Source organism: Rudaea sp., from assembly GCF_036383415.1.
GTDB lineage: Bacteria > Pseudomonadota > Gammaproteobacteria > Xanthomonadales > Rhodanobacteraceae > Rudaea.
Genome location: NZ_DASVOK010000254.1, coordinates 1 through 18,053, shown reverse-complemented (window position 1 = coordinate 18,053; position 18,053 = coordinate 1). Strand labels below are relative to the sequence as shown.

The window sequence follows — 18,053 nt, the reverse complement described above, 5'->3', positions numbered from 1 at the left end:
GTGTTCGCGACCGGCGACATCGCCGACGGCGATGCGGTCTCGCGCTTCGTCGCGCAGGCGCGCGAGCGGCTCGGCGCGATCGACGTGCTCGTCAACAACGCCGGCGCCGACGTGTTCGCCGAACCGCTGTCGTTGACCGATGCGGACTGGCAGCGCAACCTCGACACGAATCTGCGCGGCGCCTGGAACTTCAGCCGCGCCGTGCTGCCGGGCATGCTCGATGCCGGCGCCGGCTCGATCGTCAACATCGCCTCGGTGCACGGACATCGCATCATTCCCGGCGCGTTTCCGTATCCGGTCGCCAAGCACGGCCTGATCGGCATGACCAGGGCGCTCGGCATCCAATACGCCGCGCAGGGCGTGCGCTGCAATTCGATTTCGCCGGGACTGATCCTGGTCGAGCGAGTCGAGCGCTGGTTCGAGCGCGAACTCGGCGCGCGCGAACGCCAGACCGAACTGCTGCCATGCAAGCGCATCGGCACGCCCGAGGAAGTCGCCTACACCGCGCTGTTCCTCGCCAGCGACGAGGCGCGCTTCATCAACGCCGCCGACATCCTCATCGATGGCGGTCGCTCGCAGCTCTATCACGAATGATATGGACTGGAAAGCGCACCTTCCCCTGATCGCGATCCTGCGCGGCATCACGCCCGACGAGGTCGAAACACATGTCGACGCGCTGATCGCGGCCGGGATCACCCTGATCGAGATTCCGACCAACTCGCCGCAATGGCTGCGCAGCGTCGAGCGCGCGCAGGCGCACGCACGTGGACGCGCGATCATCGACGCGGGCACGGTGCTCAACGCCGCCGATGCCGACGCGCTCGCCGCCACGGGCGCGAAACTCATGGTGACGCCGAACACCGATCCGCCGCTGATCCGCCACGCGGTCGCCGCCGGCCTCACTGTCGCCGCGGGCTTCCTAACCCCGAGCGAAGCATTCGCGGCGCTCGCTGCGGGCGCGCAGATCCTCAAGCTGTTCCCCGCGGCGAACATGGGCGCTGCCTACGTGCGCGCAATCAAGGCCGTGCTGCCGTCGACGACACCGCTGTTCGCGGTCGGCGGCGTCACGCCCGACAACCTTCACGATTTCCTCGGCGCGGGCTGTTCCGGCGCGGGGCTCGGCGGCGATCTCTACAAACCGGGCCAACTCTCCACCGCGACGCTTGGCCGCGCCGAGGCATTTGTTCGGTCCTACGGAAAAAAATGAAAATCACCAAACTCACCACCTACCGCGTCGCCCCGCGCTGGATGTTTCTGAAAATGGAAACCGACGAAGGTCTCGTCGGCTGGGGCGAGCCCGTGATCGAAGGCCGCGCGCGCAGTGTCGAGGCTGCGGTATTGGAGATCGGCGAACAACTGATCGGCCAGGACCCGGCACGCATCAACGATCACTGGCAGACGATGTATCGCAGCGCGTTCTACCGCGGCGGTGCGGTGTTCATGAGTGCGCTCGCGGGCATCGACCAGGCACTGTGGGACATCAAGGGCAAGGCACTGGGCGTGCCGGTGTACCAACTGCTCGGCGGCCTCGTGCGCGATCGCATGAAGACGTACTGCTGGGTCGGCGGCGATCGTCCGGCCGACATCGTCGCGCAGATTCGCGCACGCCTCGAACACGGTTTCGACACGTTCAAGATGAATGCCTGTGAGGAACTCGGCATCATCGCCACCGCACGCGAGGTCGATGCAGCCGTGGCCAAGGTCGCCGAGATTCGCGCCGCGTTCGGCAACACGATCGAATTCGGCCTCGACTTCCACGGCCGCGTCAGTGCGCCGATGGCGAAGATCCTGATCCGCGAACTGGAACCCTACCGGCCGTTGTTCATCGAGGAGCCCGTGCTCGCCGAGCAGGCCGAATATTACCCGCGCCTCGCCGCGCAGACCGCGATCCCGCTCGCCGCGGGCGAGCGCATGTATTCGCGCTACGAGTTCAAGCACGTGTTCGAGCGCGGCGGCATTTCCATCGTGCAGCCCGATCTCTCGCACGCGGGCGGCATCACCGAGTGCATGAAGATCGCTTCGATGGCCGAGGCCTACGATGTCGCGCTCGCGCCGCATTGTCCGCTCGGCCCGATCGCGCTCGCTGCCTGCCTGCATGTCGATTTCGTCAGCTGGAACGCGGTGCTGCAGGAACAGAGCATCGGCATCCACTACAACGCCGACGGCGAAGTGCTCGACTATGTCGTCAACAAGGACGCGTTCGCGATGGAGCAGGGCTCGATCAAGCCGTTCACGCGCGCCGGTCTCGGTGTCGAGATCGACGAAGCGGTTTTGCGTGAGCGCAGCAGGAATCCACCGGACTGGCACAACCCGGTCTGGCGCCACCCCGACGGCAGTGTTGCGGAGTGGTGAGATAAGCGCCGTGCCGATTTCCGCGAAACTCGAAGCGCAGCTCGCGCTCGACAGCCGCTGCACGCTCGGCGAGAGCATCGTCTGGGACGAGCGCGCGAACGCGCTGCTTTTCACCGACATCCACGCTTCGCGCCTGTGGCGTTTCGATCCGGCAACGGGCGCGGCGCGCCATTGGACGTTGCCGGATCGTCTGGGCTCGCTCGCGTTGTGCGAATCCGGTGCGCTGCTGCTCGGTCTCGCCAAGGGCATCCATCTCGCAGATGTGAGTCAGCTCGATGCGGACGATCGCCTCGATGCGCGCCTGCTCGTCGCGGTCGACGAAGCGCCGTCGCTGCGCATCAACGACGGTCGCTGCGACCGCAACGGCAACTTCGTTTTCGGTACGCTGGACGAAAGTGTTTCGAAGCGCCCGATCGGCCGGTTTTATCAATTCTCGGCGAAGCACGGATTGCGGCCACTCGATCTCGGCGGAGTTGCGATTCCGAACAGCATCGCTTTCGATGCCGACGGCAAGAGCCTCTATTACTGCGACACGCTTGCGCGCTGCATCCTGCACTGCGACTACGATGCCGAGCGCGCGCGAGTCGGCACGCCGCGCGTATTCGTGCGCGTGGACCCGTACGTCAGCGCAGACGGTTCGACGATCGATCGCGATGGCCGCCTGTGGAATGCGCAGTGGGGTGTTGGCCGTGTCGTCTGCTACTCGCGGGATGGCCGCATAGAACACGAAGTCGCTGTACCCGCGACCAATCCGAGTTGCCCTGCATTCGGCGGTACACGGCTCGACACGCTTTACGTCACCACGGCGCGCGAAGATCTGAATGCCGAGCAGCTCGAGCGCGAGCCGCAGGCGGGCGGGGTTTTCAGCGTGCGCATCGATGGTGCTGTTGGGTTGCCCGAAGAAAAATTTTCAGGCCTATGATCGCGATCGACTGGGGCACCACGAGCCTGCGCGCATTTCGTATCGATGCGGACGGCAACATCATCGGCACGCGGCGTTCGACGCAGGGCGTGCTCGCCGCCGCCGGCAACTTCGAGTCCGTCCTGCGCGTCGAAATCGATGGATGGGACGATGCGCTGATCGTCATGAGCGGCATGATCGGCAGCCGCCAAGGCTGGCGCGAAGTGGCGTACGTCGAATGTCCCGCCGGGCTCGACGAGATCGCCGCGGCGATGGTGCCGCTGGCGCCGCCGTCGTTGCCCGGTCGCCAGATCTGGCTCGTGCCCGGCCTCAGCGTGCGGGACGAGCGCGGTGCGAACGACGTCATGCGCGGCGAGGAAACGCAGATCTGCGGGCTCGTCGACGCGCTCGGTACCCGCAGGCATCGGGTCTGCCTGCCCGGTACGCATAGCAAGCACGCCGAAATCCGCAACGGCCGCGTCGAGCGTTTCCACACCGCGATGACCGGCGAGCTGTTCGACGTGCTGTGCAAGCACAGCATCCTCGGCCGTTTGATGGACACGAACATGCCGCATCGTTCCGCGGCGTTCCTGCGCGGCGTCGACGACGCGCGCGAGCCACGCGACCTGCTCAACCAGCTGTTCGCGGTGCGCACGCTCGGCTTGTTCGGCACGCTGCAGGCGGATGAGTTGCCGTCGTACCTGTCCGGCCTGCTGATCGGCCACGAATTGAACGACTTGCCGGCCGATACGGGCGAGCTGCATCTGGTCGCCGCCGAGCGCCTGCTCGAACTCTACACCGAGGCGCTCGCGCGCCGCGGTGTGCGTGCCGTGAACCACGCCGAGCTGGCGGCCGCACGCGGGCTGCGCGCACTGGCCGTGCGTCGCGGCCTGACTTAAGAGTTGGACGTATAAACATTCGTTTCGCGAACAAAGCGAAATCAAAAACAACGAAAGCGGGAGAATCAAATGAAACTGTCGGTGCCGGATATCGTCATCGTCCTCGTCTACCTCGTGGGCATCTTCGCGCTTGCGCAGTGGGTGTCGCGCGAGAAGCGCGGGCACGAAAAGGACAGCAAGGACTACTTCCTCGCGAGCAAGGCGCTGCCGTGGTGGGCGATCGGCACCTCGCTGATTGCGGCGAACATTTCGGCCGAACAGATCATCGGCATGTCGGGCTCGGGCTACGCGCTCGGCCTCGCGATCGCCTCGTACGAGTGGATGGCGGCGCTGACCCTGCTCATCGTCGGCAAGTTCTTCCTGCCCGTGTTCCTGCGCAACGGCATCAACACGATGCCGCAGTTCCTCGAGAATCGCTACGGCTCGCGCATCCGCACGGTGATGGCCGTGTTCTGGCTGATCCTCTACGTGTTCGTCAACCTGACTTCGATCCTCTGGCTCGGCTCGATCGCGGTCAGCCAGGTCACCGGTATCGACCAGTTCGCCGCGCTCGTGCTGCTCGGCGTGTTCTCGCTCGCCTACCAGCTTTACGGCGGGCTCAAGGCCGTCGCGCTGACCGACTTCGTCCAGGTTGGCCTGCTCGTCGCCGGCGGTCTCGCGATCACCGCGCTGACGCTCGCGCGCCTCGGCGGCGATGGCGGCCTGCTCGCCGGCTTCGCCCAGTTGCGCGCGGCGCATCCCGAGCATTTCCACATGATCCTCACGCCGGACAATCCGTTCTACAAAGACCTGCCGGGCTTGAGCGTCCTCTTCGGCGGCCTGTGGGTGATGAACCTGAGCTACTGGGGCTTCAACCAGTACATCATCCAGCGCGGACTCGCGGCGAAAAGTGTCGAACAGGCGCAGCGCGGCGTGCTGCTGGCGGCGTTCCTCAAGCTGCTCGTGCCGCTGATCGTGGTCGTGCCCGGCATCGCCGCGGTGATGCTGGCGCCCGGTCTTGCCAAGCCGGACCAGGCCTATCCGACGATGATGGGTCTGCTGCCGTCGGGCGCGCTCGGCCTGGTGTTCGCGGCGCTGATCGCTGCGATCATGGCCTCGCTCGCCTCGAAGATCAATTCGATCGCGACGATCTTCACCCTCGACTTCTACACCAAGCTCGCGCCACAGAGCAGCGAGGCGAAAACCGTGGCGGTCGGCCGCCTCGCCGCGGTCGGCGCGGTCATCATCGGCGTGCTCAGCGCCAAGCCGCTGCTCGGCAGTTTCGATCAGGCGTTCCAGTACATCCAGGATTTCACCGGCTACTTCACGCCCGGCGTCACCGTGATCTTTCTGCTCGGATTGTTCTGGAAACGCGCCAACGAGAATGGCGCGCTCGCCGCGGCGATCGGTTCGGTCGCGCTGTCGATCGCAATCAAGCTGCTGCTGCCGTCGATGCCGTTCATGAACCGCGTCGGCTGGGTGTTCGTGCTGTCGATGGTGCTCGCGATCCTGGTCTCGTTGCTGACGGCCGCGTCGGCGGCGAAGGACACGATCCGCACCGACGATGTCAGCTTCCGCACTTCGACGACGTTCAATCTCGGCGCCGCGGTAGTGGTGCTGATCGTGGCGGCGCTGTACGCCGCGTTCTGGTGACCGCCGGGAATCGCGGCGTCAGGCCGTCTTCTTCCCGGCGTCTTGGAGTGAACCGAGCACGGCCTGCGAGTCCTGGTCGAAGAGCGGCGCGGCGAACGGCACGGGGCCGGGCGTGCGACCGAATTTGATCGGCCAGGCGACGCCGTGATAGCGGCCGACGATCGGATGCTCGATCGTCGCGACCATGTTCTCGGCCAGCACCTGCGGGTGCTCGAACATGTCCTCGATGCGGCGCGCGGCGGCGCTGGGCACTTCGTCGCCGAACAGCGCTTCCCACTCGAGCGCACCGTGCGTGGCGAGTGCAGCATGCAGCTGCGGGATGATCTCGGCAGCATGTTCGGCACGCTTGCGCACGCTGTCGTAGCGCGGCTCGGCGGCGAGCGCCTGCAGGCCAGTCTTCTCGCACAGCGCCTTCCAGAAGCGCGGCGTATTCGCCGAGATGTAGAGATAGCCGTCGCGCGTCGGATGGATGCCGGTGACGCCGCCCGAACGCATGTCGCGGCCGATGTCGAGCGACTCGCCGTCGGCCCAGATCATGCGCGCGGACTGCATCGTCAGCGCGCTGCGCAGCAGCGACACGCCGACGAACTGGCCGCGGCCCGAGCGCTCGCGCTCGTACAGCGCGGAAGCGACGCCGGCGCTGAGCAGCGCGGCGGCGTAGTAGTCGACGACCGAGCCGTAGATGATTTCGGGCGGGCCGCCGCGCTTGCCTTGCAGCGCGCACATGCCGGTCATCGTCTGCAGCACTTGGTCGTAGCCGGCCTTGTCCTTCATCGGCCCGGTTTCACCGTAGCCGGACACGGCACAGTAGATCAGGCGCGGATTGATCAGGTTGAGCTGTTCGTGGTCGATGCCGAGGCGCTTGGGCACGCTCGGACGGAAACTGTGCACGAGCACGTCGGTCTCGCGCACGAGGCGCAGCAGGGCGGCGTGGCCGGCGGGCGATTTGAGATCGAGTGTGATGCCGAGCTTGGAGCGGTTGACGCCCATGAAGGCGCGGCTCTCCGCGGCCAGCGTCGACGGATAGTTGCGCAGGTTGTCGCCGTCGGGCGGTTCGATCTTGATCACGCTCGCGCCCTGGTCGGCGAGCAGGGTGCAACCGTAGGGACCGGCGATGTAGCTCGACAGGTCGAGCACGCGCACGCCCGAGAGCGGCCCCGGTGCGCCCGTGCGTTCGACCTGGTTGAAGGCGGACGACGTAGCCATGAAACTTCCTATTCCCCTTGCGCTGCCAGTCTGCGCGGCGACCCGGCGAAGAAACAGGCGGCCCGGCTAGTTTCTTGCGCTACAAATTCTTGCGTCATGATCGTGGCTCGGGCGCGAGCGGCATCCAGGTCAGGCGCCAGGCGTCGTCGACGCGTCCGCCCGCCCGATAGTACGGCACGAACGCCAACGGCGTGCGCCGCTCGGGATCGAGCACAATCGTCGGGCCTTCCTCTTCGTTCGACACCGGTTCGATTCGCAACCACTGCTCCGGCGGCCCCTGCGCCAGCAACAGCGACTCTTCGCTCTTGTAGCCGTCGATAAGTCCGGTCGCGTAGACGAGCGGGCCGCGCATGATCGCGAGATAGTCTTGGCGCAGTACCTCTTGTTGTACGGGCGAGCCGTCGGGCGCACGCGATTCCTGCACGTTGCGATGCATGCGGTAGTGAACCTGCGGTGTCATCGGCAAATCGAGCACGACGCTGTCGCCCGTGCGCCACTCGCGTTCGAGCGTGGCGTAGTCGCCGAGTCGGACGTCGGCCGCGGCGCGCTCGCCGTTGACTTGGATCGTCGCGTTCTTTGCCCATGACGGAATGCGCAGACGCAGCGCAAATCGGGCGGGGCGTTCGAGCGCCAGTCGCAAGCGAATGCCGCCGTCGAACGGATAGCGCGTTTCCTGTTCGATGACGACCTCACCGGCCTGTGGCAGCGCGAACGTGGCGGTGCCTGGCGCATACAGGTTCACGGCTATGCCTTGCGATTGCGGCGAATAAACCAGTGTCGGCAGTTCTTCCAGCGCCATCGCACCCGACGATTTGCAGCAGCGCCAGTACGTCGTGTGCACGCGCTTGCCATTCGCATACGAGTAGTAGCACCAGTCTTCGCCGTTCGGCGCGAATGCGCCGAGCAGGTCGTTGTAGGCGCTGCGTTCGATCTCTTCGACGTACTTCGGCGAGCCGGTGATCGCGAGCAGCTCGCGGTTGAGCTGGATCCAGGCCAGCGTCGAGCAGGTTTCGACGTAGGCCTGAGGAAAAAACGTGCCGGGCGCGTTGAACACTTCGCGCGAGCGATGCGCGACGCCGCCCCAGGGGCCGCCGCCGAGGCTCAGGTGATGCTCGCGGATATTCGCCCACAGGTTCTCGACCGCGCGCAAATATTCCGGCTCGCCGGTCGCGCGATACAGCTTGGCCAGGCCGACGAAGTTCCAGATCAGCTGGTAGGCCTTGCCCGTCGCGATCTCGCTCGCGTCTGCGCCGGCAAGCGCTTTCGTGAGCAGGGCGAGATCGGGGTTGGCGTCGGCTTGCTTCAAAATCAGCAAGGCGAGGTCGAGGTAGCGCTGCTCGTTCGTCACGAAATACAGTTCGAGCGCGGCGTCGAGCAGCACGGTCGCCGACATGCCGTGATGGTTGCCGAGTTCGCAGATATCGATGCCGCCTTCGCCCAGCGTGCGCCAGCACAGATCGCCGATGCGCCGTGCGGTCTCAAGATAACGCGCGTCGGGAAAATGCTTGTTCACCTCAACGAAGCCGAGGATCAGGTAGGCGTGGATCCAGATATCCCAGGTGCGCGGCACCGGTTCGCCGTTCCACGACTTTGGCTTCGGCGTATGCTTGATCATGAAGCGCCGCTCGGGTGCGTAGGTGCCGAGATAACCGTCGGCATCCTGGCGCGCGACGAGGAAATCGGCGACGCGACGGATGTGTGCGATCAGCTGCGGGTCTTTGGTGCGCGCCGCGCTTTTCGCTGCGGCGTAAAGCCACTTGCCCGCGTGCTCGCCATACCAGTCGCCTTCGCGGTTCTGCGCGACGTGTTCGGCGCCGAAGATCGCAATCGCCGGACTCGTTTCGTCGACGATGAAATGGCTCAGCCGTCCCGCCGCATTCGCGCGCAGCGCCTCGCCGAGCGGGCCGTGCAGTTCGATACGGATCGGAGAGAACGCAAATTCGGTCATGGCTGCAAATACTCGGCGATCGCGCGGATTTCGTCGTTGCTCAACCCACGCGCCTGTGCGCGCATCGCGCCCTGGGTCAACGCTTCGACGATGACGCTACGGCCGTGCGCGGCGATCTGCCGGCGCGGCGGAATCGCGCCCTGCGCGTGATCATGGCAGGCGGAGCAGCGCGCCGCATACAGCGCCGCGCCGCTGATCGGGCCGGCTTGTTTCACCTCGACCGATTCCCTCGTTTCATCTTTGGCGACGACGTTGTGTCGCACGACGGATTTGCCGTGGCCGAATGCCTGGATGCGATCAGTACCGACGATGACCTGGCCGCGTGCGAACAGCGGCTCGTTGTACTTGCCGCTCGTATACAGAGCGCCGTCTTCACTGCGCCAGAGCAGATCGAGAGTCATCGCATCGAAAGCGTACAGCACGGGTCGCGGTGCGTCGCTGCCGGTGAGCAAGGCTGCGCGTGGTGCATTTTCATCGAGTACCCAGACGATCGCGTCGTTTGTGCCATCGCTCGTGACCACGGGCGGGCCGGGGTTTTCGAGCACGACCGAATCCTGCGTGCGCGCAAGTTTCAGGTAGGCAGGCTTGTCCACGTGCGTGATGACTTCGAGCCGCGCCAGCGACGGCGCGACGCTGACCGACGAACCTGGCGCTTTCTTCGTGTTGCCGGTGACGAAGACGTGGTTCGTGCCCTGCGCATCGCGAAACACCGCCGGCACGGTACGCGAACGCGCGGCGCCAAGCGCGGCGTCCTTGTCCGAATACGGCCCGAATACATTGAGCGGGCCGCGCATGCCGAACTGCGGCTGGGCTTCGGGCGCGAGCAGCGAGGCATCCGAATCCGGATTTCCGCCGCATGCGGGGCGCCGATCGAGGCGACCGGGCAGGCGCGCACGGTCGAGCAGGTAGACATTGCCCTGCTTGCCGCCGACCGCGAGCAAGCACGGCGTCGTGTTCGTCGCCGCGGCGAGCGCCGGCAACAGCGCAACGCCGCCCGAGCCGAGGTCCACGTCGTTGGCTGCCGTCCCGCAGTGGTTGAACGGCGTGTAGGTGCCGGCCAGCGTGAGCGCGCCGTCGGCGTAGGCGAACTTCAGCAGCGACTGCGTCCAGTCGTGCGCCTGGTCGACGTAGCCGCCGAAGCCGGTGCCGGTGGCGACGAACACGCTGCCGTCGTCGTCCACGCTGGCGCCGGCGGAGCCCCAGATGCCGCCGCTGCCGCGATGCGGCATCGCGGAGACGGCGAACGCGCTCGCGACTTTCGCCTGTTGCGTGTCGACCGCGGCGAGCCACCCGGTTTCGGTTTCGCCAAAGCCGATGTAGAGCGCGTTGCCGTCGGGGCTCAGGTTGAGCGCGCCGCGCTGCACGCGGAAATCGTGACGCCGCTGCGGCGGCACGGGCACAGGCCCGGCGTTGCGGTTGAGCGCGTTGAATGTCTTCTCGTCGAGCTGTACCGGCCAGCCCGGCAGCCCGGCGCCGCTGCCGAGATCGAGCGCCCAGGCCTGCCAGCGTTTTTCCGGATCGCAACTGGTGACGTACAAGCGATTGCGCACGCGATCGATCACGGGCGTGGCGAGCACGCCGGTCGGCACGCCGTCGAGCGGCGCGGGCTGCAGACGGCACGGCGCGGCAAGGCGTGTGCGCCAGAGGATGCGGCCCGGCGCGACATCATCGTTCATCGCCGCGTTGATCGCGTAGACGTAGCCGTTGCTGCTCGCGGCGATCACGGCGGCGAAGGTCTGCGTCTTGAACGGGCCCGCGGAGATTTCCAGAGCATCGATGTAGAGCGGCGAGGCGTACAGGCGCGGCGGTTCGCCATCGCTCGCGTCGAGGGGCGGCGACTCCCATTGCAGGCCGAGCGAGGATGCCCTGATCCGTGCCGGCGTCAGCACCGTCTCTGCCGCATACCAGCCGCTGCGTTGTGCGTCGTGATGGAATGTCGGCACATCGTCTGCCGGCGAAGGCGAGGGGCGTGGCGTGGCGGCTTCTGTCGCCGGAGGCAGGGACGAGCGCGCGCCGTTCGTCGGCACCTCGGCATGCGCCGTCCACAGGATCGCGTTGAGCAGCAGCTTGCGCAGCGGTTCCGCGTCGAACGCGGCGAGGAAGTGCGCGCCGCTGTAGGTGAACGAACGACCGCCGCCGTCGCGCTCGAATGCCCAGGCGAGCGCGGTGTCCTCCGGCCGATCGTCGACGATGGCGGCACCGCCGCGATATTGCACATGCAGTGTCGCGTGCAGAATCGGCGTGGTCGGCTGATGGCCGCTGCGGAACGTCGGATAGAACTCGTCGCGATACGCGAACGCTGCGACGCCACGGGCAATCGGATGATTCGGCCCGACGACCTGCAATTCGGCATATTCGGTCGTGCGGTCGAACATGCCGTAGCGCGCCGCACCGAGCCAGTGCGGCAGATCGACGCTCGTGTCGCCGGCCGGCAAGGTCGAGGCCTGATGCAGGGCGACGAGGCCGACGCCTCGCGCGACGACCTTCTCGAATTGCCTGCGCCGCTGCGCATCGAGCAGCGGATGCTTCTCTGCGCCGTCGAAATACCAGACCACGCTCGCGACGCCGTCGAACGCGTGCGGGTCCTGCGGCCAGCCATCGGGATAGCTCTTCACCTGCAATCCGCGCGGCGCATCGGGCGAGCACGCGAGCGCGCGTTCGAGCAGGCGGATGCCCGCGGGATAGTCGTGCTTGCCGGGACCTTCGCTTTTCGCACCGCCGATCAGCACGATGCGGATCGGTGGATGCTTTTCCGCGATCGCAGCACCAACGCGGAGAAGTCCGCTTGAAGCCAGAACGAACGCGACGCAGAACCGGAGCAGGCGCATGTTCAGCCATCGACGACGCAGCGAAAACCGATCAGTCCCGAACGATCCTTGCACGGCGCCATGAGCAGGTATTTGCCGTGCTGGTCGAGCCGCAACGCGCGCGGGAAATACCAGTGCGAAGTCTGCGGCGCGTACGAGCTGCCGCCGCGCAGCACCGCAGCGCGCGTGTGCTGATCCTCGTATTCGTCGGTCCACTGCCAGACGTTGCCGACGAGGTCGAGCACGCCGAACGGACTTGCGCCCCGCGCATGTGCGTCAACATCGGCCGGCGGCACGAGCGTGCGGCCGCGATTCGTCTTCGGCGTGGCGGCATCGACCCAGTCGTTGCCCCAGGGATAGATGCGGCCGTCGCTGCCCTGCGCGGCGTACTGCCACTCCCATTCGCGCGGCAGGCGCTTGCCGGCCCAGGCCGCGTAGACGCGCGCATCTTCCAGCGAAATCCACGTAACCGGCTTGTTTTCCCACCCCGATCGCGGTGCCCCGTCCTTCCAGTCGCGCAAGAAGTTGTGCGTGTCGCGCGGCGCATACTTTGTTGCATAGAGAAAGCGCTGGAACTGCGCGTTCGTCACCGGTGTGCGGTCGATGTGGAACCGCTCGATGCGCATGCGCCGTCGATGGCTGCGCCGCGCCGTCGATTCCCACGGATACTGCACATCGAGTCCGGCCCAGGTCTGGCCTTCGATCTCGATGCCCTGCACGACGAAATCGAAATCGCTTTCGGGAATCGTCACCATGCCTTCGGGGGCGTCGGCAACACGCTTCGTCGGTTCGATCGCGACGAGCCGCTGCGGCAGCGCATGCCACGCGTTGGACAACGACTGCAGCGGCGTCTTCGCGCGCTCGCGCATCTGCGCAAGGAAGGCATCGAGTCCGTCGACCCGAGCGCTCGCGTCGATCGCAAGCAGGGCACCGAAACCACGTGCTTCGAGTTCGAAATCGAACACGACCGAGTCCCCATCCGCGCGAGGTGTCAGCGCGACGCCGTGCCAGAGATCGAAGTAGTGGGTACCGTCGCGATGCGGCACGGCGATCTGCTCGCCGTCGACCGCGTACTCGTTGTGGTTGACGAGGTTCCACACCGTCACGCCGTCGCGCGGGAATTCGCTCGCGAACACGCCGGCCTGCAGCGTCTTCGCGTACGGGCGCCAGTCGGCGCTGGTCATCTGCGCGGCGAACTGGCGCTCGATCAGCATGCAGCGGCGCAGCGCCTCGGCGTTGCGCGGCGTGAACTCGTTCCAGATGCCCCAGATGTTTTCCCAGGCGTTGTAGCCGATGCCATTGAAGAACATGTACTGCAGGTCGTTCGTGCGCTCGCGGCCCCAGCGGTTCTCGTAGTGGATCATGTGGCGCGGTTCGAGCCACTTGAACTTGGCCACCGAGGGCACGACGTCGGCCGGCGCCTTCTTGCCCCAGCTCGACACGTTCCAGATCAGTTGCTCCTCGGCGCTGATCGTCGATTCGGGTTCGAGCGCGACCGGGCAGCCGAGCGCGTCGCAGGCGTCGAAAAACGCGCGCGGTACACCGTTGTAGGTGTCGCCGTTGAGGCCGTCGGCGCCGACCGCCTTGACGATCTTCGCGACGGCGAGCCAATCAGCCTCGCCCTGCTCGCGCGTGCCGTGGTCCCAGGGCATCGTCGGCAGGAACACCTTGACGCCGCGGCGGTGGAAATCCTCGACCGCGCCGCGCAGACCGTTGAGCCCACCCGGCAGGTCGCGTGCGAGATCGAACTGGTTGCGGTCGTCGATGCCGATGTTCGGATAGACGTACCAGACCAGCACGCTGTCGATGCCGCCGTAGCGCGCTTCGAGATCGTCGAGATAGCGGTCGACGGTATACTTTTGCGCAACCGGATCGTAGAAGTAGCGATCCTCGACCATCATCTGCGTATGGACGAAGTTGCGTTGCGCCCATTGCAGCTCGGGGCGGCGATAGTTCCTGTCGTCGTAGCCAATGCGCGTCAGGTGCTCGCGCCGCCATTCGCACAGGCTCGCGATCCAGTCGTCGCTGCTCGCATTGACGTCGATGGTCCAGTGGCCGATCTCGGCGAACGGCCAAGCTGGCGCCTTGCCCGGCGTCGGCAGGTAGCGGCCCGTGGTGACGTGCGAGAAGTGGTAATGCGTCTTGCGCGGCAGGTCGTCGTCGGCCGGGTTCATGGTGCTTGATCAGGTGAGTTCAGGCAGGCCGCAGTAGGCGGCGAGTTCGCGCAGCGCGGTGGCGTTGTTCACCGTCGCCGCCTGGTTGCGCATGAAGGTTTCAACTTCGTTGTGCTCGGGGACGCCGGTTTGCGCGCCGAGGCGCGTGGTCGCAAGCGCGCCTGCGGCGCTCGCGCGCGCAAGTGCGGTCGGCAGATCGAGACCGGCGCCGAGTGCGGCGGTGAACGCGCCGCAGAACGTGTCGCCCGCGCCGGTCGTGTCGATCGGATCGACGCGATACGCGGCTTGCAGATGGAATTTGCCGTGCATGCGCGCGCAGGCACCGCGCGCACCGAGCGTGACTATCACGCAGGGCATGGACAGATGCGCCAACGCTTCGGCGATGCCGCCGCGCACGCCGGTGACCGTCGCGAGTTCGCCTTCGTTGACGATCAACACATCGAGCGCATCGAGCAGTGCAGTCGGCAGTTTGCGCGCGGGCGCGGCATTGAGTACGACCCTCACTCCGGCTGCGTGCGCCGCGACGGCATACGCGGTGATCGTGTCGATCGGCGTTTCGAGCTGCAGCAGCAAATGGCTCACGTCGTCGAGCGCAGGCAGATGTTCGGCGCGCAGCGCATTGTTCGCGCCGGGCGCCACGGTGATCGCGTTCTCCGCATCGTCGGCGAGGCAGATGAAGGCGGTGCCCGTGGCGATGCCGGGCGCGCGCACGATGTGCAGTTCGACGCCGGCGCCGCGCAGCGAGGCTTCGAGTTGTTGCGCATAGGGATCATCGCCGAGCGCGAGCAGCATGCGTGTCGCCGCGCCGCCGGCGCGCGCGCAGGCGACGGCTTGGTTCGCACCCTTGCCGCCGGGGAATGTCGCGAACTCGCGCCCGAGCACGGTTTCGCCCGGTGCGGGCACGTGCGCGGCGCGCACGACGAAGTCGAGGTTGGCGGAGCCGGCAACGAGGATGCCGCTCCGGGAAGATGCGTGGCTCATGCAATCGGGGCGCGGGTTTCAGGAAGACGGACCGATTCTATGCCGGATGCGCCAGTAGGGAAGCGAAAAAGAAGCCGCCGCCGCGAGTTGGAGGGCCGCGGCGGCGGAAGCGTGCAGTGACGTGAGAAGAGGACACTGCACTGCAGGGTGGATGACGCGTTCAGAAGGTGAACTTGTCAGTGATCGAGACGACGCGGCCGCGGCCGGCGAAGAAATTCTGGAAGCTGTCGACCTGGTTGAAGGCGAGGATGTATTGCCGGTCGAGCAGGTTCTCGACACCGAGGGTCAGCTTGCCGAACTTGCGTGCGTCGTAATTGACCTCGAGATCCCACAGCGTGTAGCCGCCGATGTGTTCCGCTGCGCTGGTGCCTTGGTTGAGGTTGCGCGACAGCAGCGTGGTCCCGCCGAGCGTCGCGTTGCCGTACTCGGAGAAGTTCCAGGTCAGCGACGCGCCGAGCTTGGCCGGCATCACGTCGGTCACGCCCATGTGCTTGGTCAGCGGCCCGTTCGCGGTAAACACGGTGTAGCCCATCGCGCGCGAGTAGATCAGGTTCGCCTTCCAGTCGTCGTTGAAGCGGAAATCTCCGCTGAACTCGTAGCCCTTGATGTCGACCGGTGCGCGGTTCATCACGTAGTCGCCCGTGGTCGGATCGACCGACAGCGACGCGCCGAACTGCGAGGTCGACTTGTATGCCGACGCGGAGAATCCGGCGCGCTCGCCGCGCCAGTTGAAGCCGACTTCCTCGTTGCGCACGATGATCGCCTGCAGGTCCTGCATCTGCGACACCGACACGCCCGGCTTGTTGACGTTGCGCAGCGGAATGCCCGCGTTGGGCAGGGTGAAGCCCTTGCTCCATGAGGCGAATGCGGACCAACCGTCGGCGAAACGCCAGATCGCGCCGACGTTGGGCAGGTTGTTCTGGTAGTCGATCGTGCCGCCCTTGACCGCGACGCGGTTGCGGTAATAGGTCGTCGTGTAATCGTTGACCTCAAGCTGGCCGTCTTCGCGGCGGATGCCGCCGACCAAGGTCACCGGCCCGATGTCCCACGACAGCTGCAAGTACGGCGCCCAGCTAGTGTAGTCCATCGGCGGCACCCACAGGCGGTTGGTGATCGCAAGCTTCTGCTGCGCCACGTCCTCGACCCAATCGACGCCGGTGTGCAGTTCGAGGCCGCTGACGCCGAACAGGTCCGGCCGCGTCCACGAGGTGCGCAGGCCCTTCTTTTGCGAGTTGATTTCCGACTGGTCGATCAGGGTGCCGAGCGGGGCGATCAGCGGATCCTGCTTGTCCGGCGTCGCCTCGGGCAGGAAGCGCATCGCCTGGCTCGCCTTGTAGACATCCATCGCCAGCGTGCCGCCGAAGAAGTCGCTGTTGAGGTACTTGAGCTGGGCCTGCCAGAAATCGTTGAACGGCGCGTAGGTGCCGGGGTTGTGCCCGGGCACCGCGGTGTCGGTGATGCCCTTGCTGCGGTCGCCGAGCTGCTCGATGTAGTTGTCCTTGCCGTCGATCTTGAACTTGCTCAGGGTCAGCTGCACCCGTTGCGAATTGCCCTGGCCGAAGTCGTAGCCGAACTTGGCGAAGAAGTCGTCCGAGGTCGTGTCGGCGAGCGAGCCCGACTGGTGCATGCCGATGCGCCGGCCGTTCGCGTCCCAGGTGATGCCGCGGTCGATGTAGGAGCCGGCGAGGTACATGTCGAAGTCGCCGCTCTTGTGCGCCCAGTTCGCGCCGACCTTGTAGCCGGAGGAATCGTCCTTGAACTGGGTCGAGTAGCGCATGGTCAGGTCGACCTGGTCTCCTTCCTTCTGCGCGCTCTTCGAAATGTAGTTGATGATGCCGCCGGCCGCGCCGATGCCTTCGGCTGCCGAGGGACCGTTGATCACTTCGATGCGGTCGATGATGCCCATGTCGGTGAACGTGCCGTTGCGCGTGCCTTCACGCAGCGGCGAGCCCTGCGGGATGCCGTCGAACAGGCGCAGCGGAATGCGGCCGCGCAGGTTCTCGCCGGTGTTGCTCATCGCCTGCGAGGATTCGGCGTAGCCGGGCACGGTGCGCGCGAGCACGGCCGTGGCGTCGTCGGTCAGCGCGAGCGTGCGGTCGACCTCGGCGCGGGTAACGACGACGATCGCGCCGGGAATCTTGTCCACGGCCTTGGCGCTGCGCGAACCCGTGGTCACGGTGACGGTTTCGAGTTCCTGCTTGGGTTTGTCGTTCGGCGCGGTGTTGTCGGTCTGCGCTGCGTCCGCGGCGGTATTCGCGGCGGCGAGATCGTCTGCATGCGCATTTGCGGCGGCCGCGAGCACGATGCAGCCGAGCGCGGCGGTAATGGGTCTGGTCATTTCGTTCTCCCCGATCGTTTCTAAGGTGGAGCCGCACGGCTCGGCTCCGCTGGCGTCCAAACCTGCCCGTCCGGGGCAGGCGTTGCGCTGCGCGTCTCATTGCGGACGCTTTGCATGCAGCACTCGACGCTGGGAGCCTAGGCGCTCGCGATCGGGAGAGGAATCGCTCGCGTCTTTGTTCAGACCTTACTTTTTGTTGTCATCGCCGCACGCGCCTCGGCGAGCAGCACGGTGACGAGGCGGATGCGCACGGTCGAGCGCGACCAGACCGTGCCGATGCGGCGCGGTTCGCTCGGCTGCGGCAGCGGCATGCGCACCAGCTGCAGGCCTTCCGGCCACGGCTGCGCGTAATCGGGCACGATCGACACGCCAAGGCCGCGGTCGACCATCACCGCGATCGCGTTGAGCGCGTTCAGCTCGAAGCGTTCGTGCGGCACGATGCCGTTCTCGCGCAGGTAGGCATCGGCGAGGCGGCCGCCCCACTGGTTGCGGTCGTAGCGGATCAGTGGCTCGTTCGCGAGCAGTTCGTGCGGGTTGCGCCCGGCATATTTCTTCGGCGCGATCAGCACGAGCGGCTCCTCGCGCAGCAGTTGCCAGTCGCAGGTTTTCGGCAGCGCGTACGGCGCCTGCAGCACGAGCGCCGCATCGAGCTCGCCGGCCTCCACAGCGCGATACAGTTCCGCCGAATAGCCGGGGCGGATGAACACGTTGATCTGCGGAAACTTCGCGACCATGCGCGCGAGGATGTCCGGCAGCATGCCGGCGAGTGCGGTCGGGCACGCGCCGAGGCGCAGCTCGCCCGACACCGAACCGTC

At 66.3% G+C, this 18,053-nt stretch carries 13 protein-coding genes; 6 read left to right on the top strand and 7 right to left on the bottom strand.

Annotation, left to right across the window (positions count from 1 at the left end):
- From VF497_RS09605 to VF497_RS09580, 6 genes are all read left to right on the top strand, one after another.
- The coding region (locus VF497_RS09605) for an SDR family oxidoreductase (RefSeq protein WP_330888072.1) at nt 1–594 on the top strand (594 nt) is incomplete at its 5' end.
- A gap of 1 nt (nt 595) precedes the next feature.
- Nucleotides 596–1,207: a 2-dehydro-3-deoxy-6-phosphogalactonate aldolase gene (locus tag VF497_RS09600; protein WP_330888070.1), complete on the top strand. Its 612-nt coding sequence runs from the start codon at nt 596–598 to the stop codon at nt 1,205–1,207.
- Nucleotides 1,204–2,352 (top strand): galactonate dehydratase, encoded by a 1,149-nt coding sequence (gene dgoD / locus VF497_RS09595; RefSeq protein ID WP_330888068.1) that lies wholly within the window; start codon nt 1,204–1,206, stop codon nt 2,350–2,352. Before VF497_RS09600 ends, dgoD begins: the two co-directional genes overlap by 4 nt.
- A gap of 10 nt (nt 2,353–2,362) precedes the next feature.
- Entirely contained in the window at nt 2,363–3,274 is a 912-nt protein-coding gene (locus tag VF497_RS09590) for an SMP-30/gluconolactonase/LRE family protein (RefSeq protein ID WP_330888066.1), read from the top strand.
- Nucleotides 3,271–4,152 (top strand): 2-dehydro-3-deoxygalactonokinase, encoded by an 882-nt coding sequence (locus VF497_RS09585; protein WP_330888064.1) that lies wholly within the window; start codon nt 3,271–3,273, stop codon nt 4,150–4,152. Before VF497_RS09590 ends, VF497_RS09585 begins: the two co-directional genes overlap by 4 nt.
- 69 nt (nt 4,153–4,221) lie before the next feature.
- The gene (locus tag VF497_RS09580) at nt 4,222–5,784 is read left to right on the top strand and encodes a sodium/sugar symporter (protein WP_330888062.1); all 1,563 of its coding nucleotides are present in this window, start codon (nt 4,222–4,224) and stop codon (nt 5,782–5,784) included.
- Between the two features lie 18 nt (nt 5,785–5,802).
- On the opposite strand, the gene VF497_RS09575 is transcribed toward VF497_RS09580, so the two are convergent.
- The 7 genes from VF497_RS09575 to VF497_RS09545 all read right to left on the bottom strand — a co-directional run.
- Nucleotides 5,803–6,990 carry a CoA transferase gene (locus VF497_RS09575; protein ID WP_330888060.1) on the bottom strand — a complete coding sequence of 396 codons (1,188 nt, stop codon included), beginning with the start codon at nt 6,988–6,990 and terminating at the stop codon, nt 5,803–5,805.
- Between the two features lie 94 nt (nt 6,991–7,084).
- On the bottom strand, nt 7,085–8,938 hold the full coding sequence (locus VF497_RS09570; RefSeq protein ID WP_330888058.1) for a glycoside hydrolase family 127 protein: 1,854 nt from the start codon (nt 8,936–8,938) through the stop codon (nt 7,085–7,087).
- Nucleotides 8,935–11,766, bottom strand: coding sequence for a ThuA domain-containing protein (locus VF497_RS09565; RefSeq protein ID WP_330888056.1), 2,832 nt, complete (start codon nt 11,764–11,766; stop codon nt 8,935–8,937). The genes VF497_RS09570 and VF497_RS09565 overlap by 4 nt, the downstream gene beginning before the upstream one ends.
- A gap of 2 nt (nt 11,767–11,768) precedes the next feature.
- Nucleotides 11,769–13,919 carry a formylglycine-generating enzyme family protein gene (locus tag VF497_RS09560; protein WP_330888054.1) on the bottom strand — a complete coding sequence of 717 codons (2,151 nt, stop codon included), beginning with the start codon at nt 13,917–13,919 and terminating at the stop codon, nt 11,769–11,771.
- 9 nt (nt 13,920–13,928) lie between these two features.
- Entirely contained in the window at nt 13,929–14,900 is a 972-nt protein-coding gene (locus tag VF497_RS09555) for a ribokinase (RefSeq protein WP_330888051.1), read from the bottom strand.
- A gap of 160 nt (nt 14,901–15,060) precedes the next feature.
- Entirely contained in the window at nt 15,061–17,238 is a 2,178-nt protein-coding gene (locus tag VF497_RS09550; RefSeq protein WP_330888049.1) for a TonB-dependent receptor, read from the bottom strand.
- Nucleotides 17,239–17,417: 179 nt separating this feature from the next.
- Nucleotides 17,418–18,053: LysR substrate-binding domain-containing protein (locus tag VF497_RS09545; RefSeq protein WP_330888047.1), on the bottom strand; the 636-nt coding region annotated here is incomplete at its 5' end.

Excerpts from the sequence above, each read along its gene's own strand:
- VF497_RS09600 (WP_330888070.1), top strand. The coding sequence starts at position 596 with ATGGACTGGAAAGCGCACCTTCCCCTGATCGCGATCCTGCGCGGCATC.
- dgoD (WP_330888068.1), top strand. The coding sequence starts at position 1,204 with ATGAAAATCACCAAACTCACCACCTACCGCGTCGCCCCGCGCTGGATG.
- VF497_RS09585 (WP_330888064.1), top strand. The coding sequence starts at position 3,271 with ATGATCGCGATCGACTGGGGCACCACGAGCCTGCGCGCATTTCGTATC.
- VF497_RS09580 (WP_330888062.1), top strand. The coding sequence starts at position 4,222 with ATGAAACTGTCGGTGCCGGATATCGTCATCGTCCTCGTCTACCTCGTG.
- VF497_RS09575 (WP_330888060.1), bottom strand. The coding sequence starts at position 6,990 with ATGGCTACGTCGTCCGCCTTCAACCAGGTCGAACGCACGGGCGCACCG.
- VF497_RS09570 (WP_330888058.1), bottom strand. The coding sequence starts at position 8,938 with ATGACCGAATTTGCGTTCTCTCCGATCCGTATCGAACTGCACGGCCCG.
- VF497_RS09565 (WP_330888056.1), bottom strand. The coding sequence starts at position 11,766 with ATGCGCCTGCTCCGGTTCTGCGTCGCGTTCGTTCTGGCTTCAAGCGGA.
- VF497_RS09560 (WP_330888054.1), bottom strand. The coding sequence starts at position 13,919 with ATGAACCCGGCCGACGACGACCTGCCGCGCAAGACGCATTACCACTTC.
- VF497_RS09555 (WP_330888051.1), bottom strand. The coding sequence starts at position 14,900 with ATGAGCCACGCATCTTCCCGGAGCGGCATCCTCGTTGCCGGCTCCGCC.
- VF497_RS09550 (WP_330888049.1), bottom strand. The coding sequence starts at position 17,238 with ATGACCAGACCCATTACCGCCGCGCTCGGCTGCATCGTGCTCGCGGCC.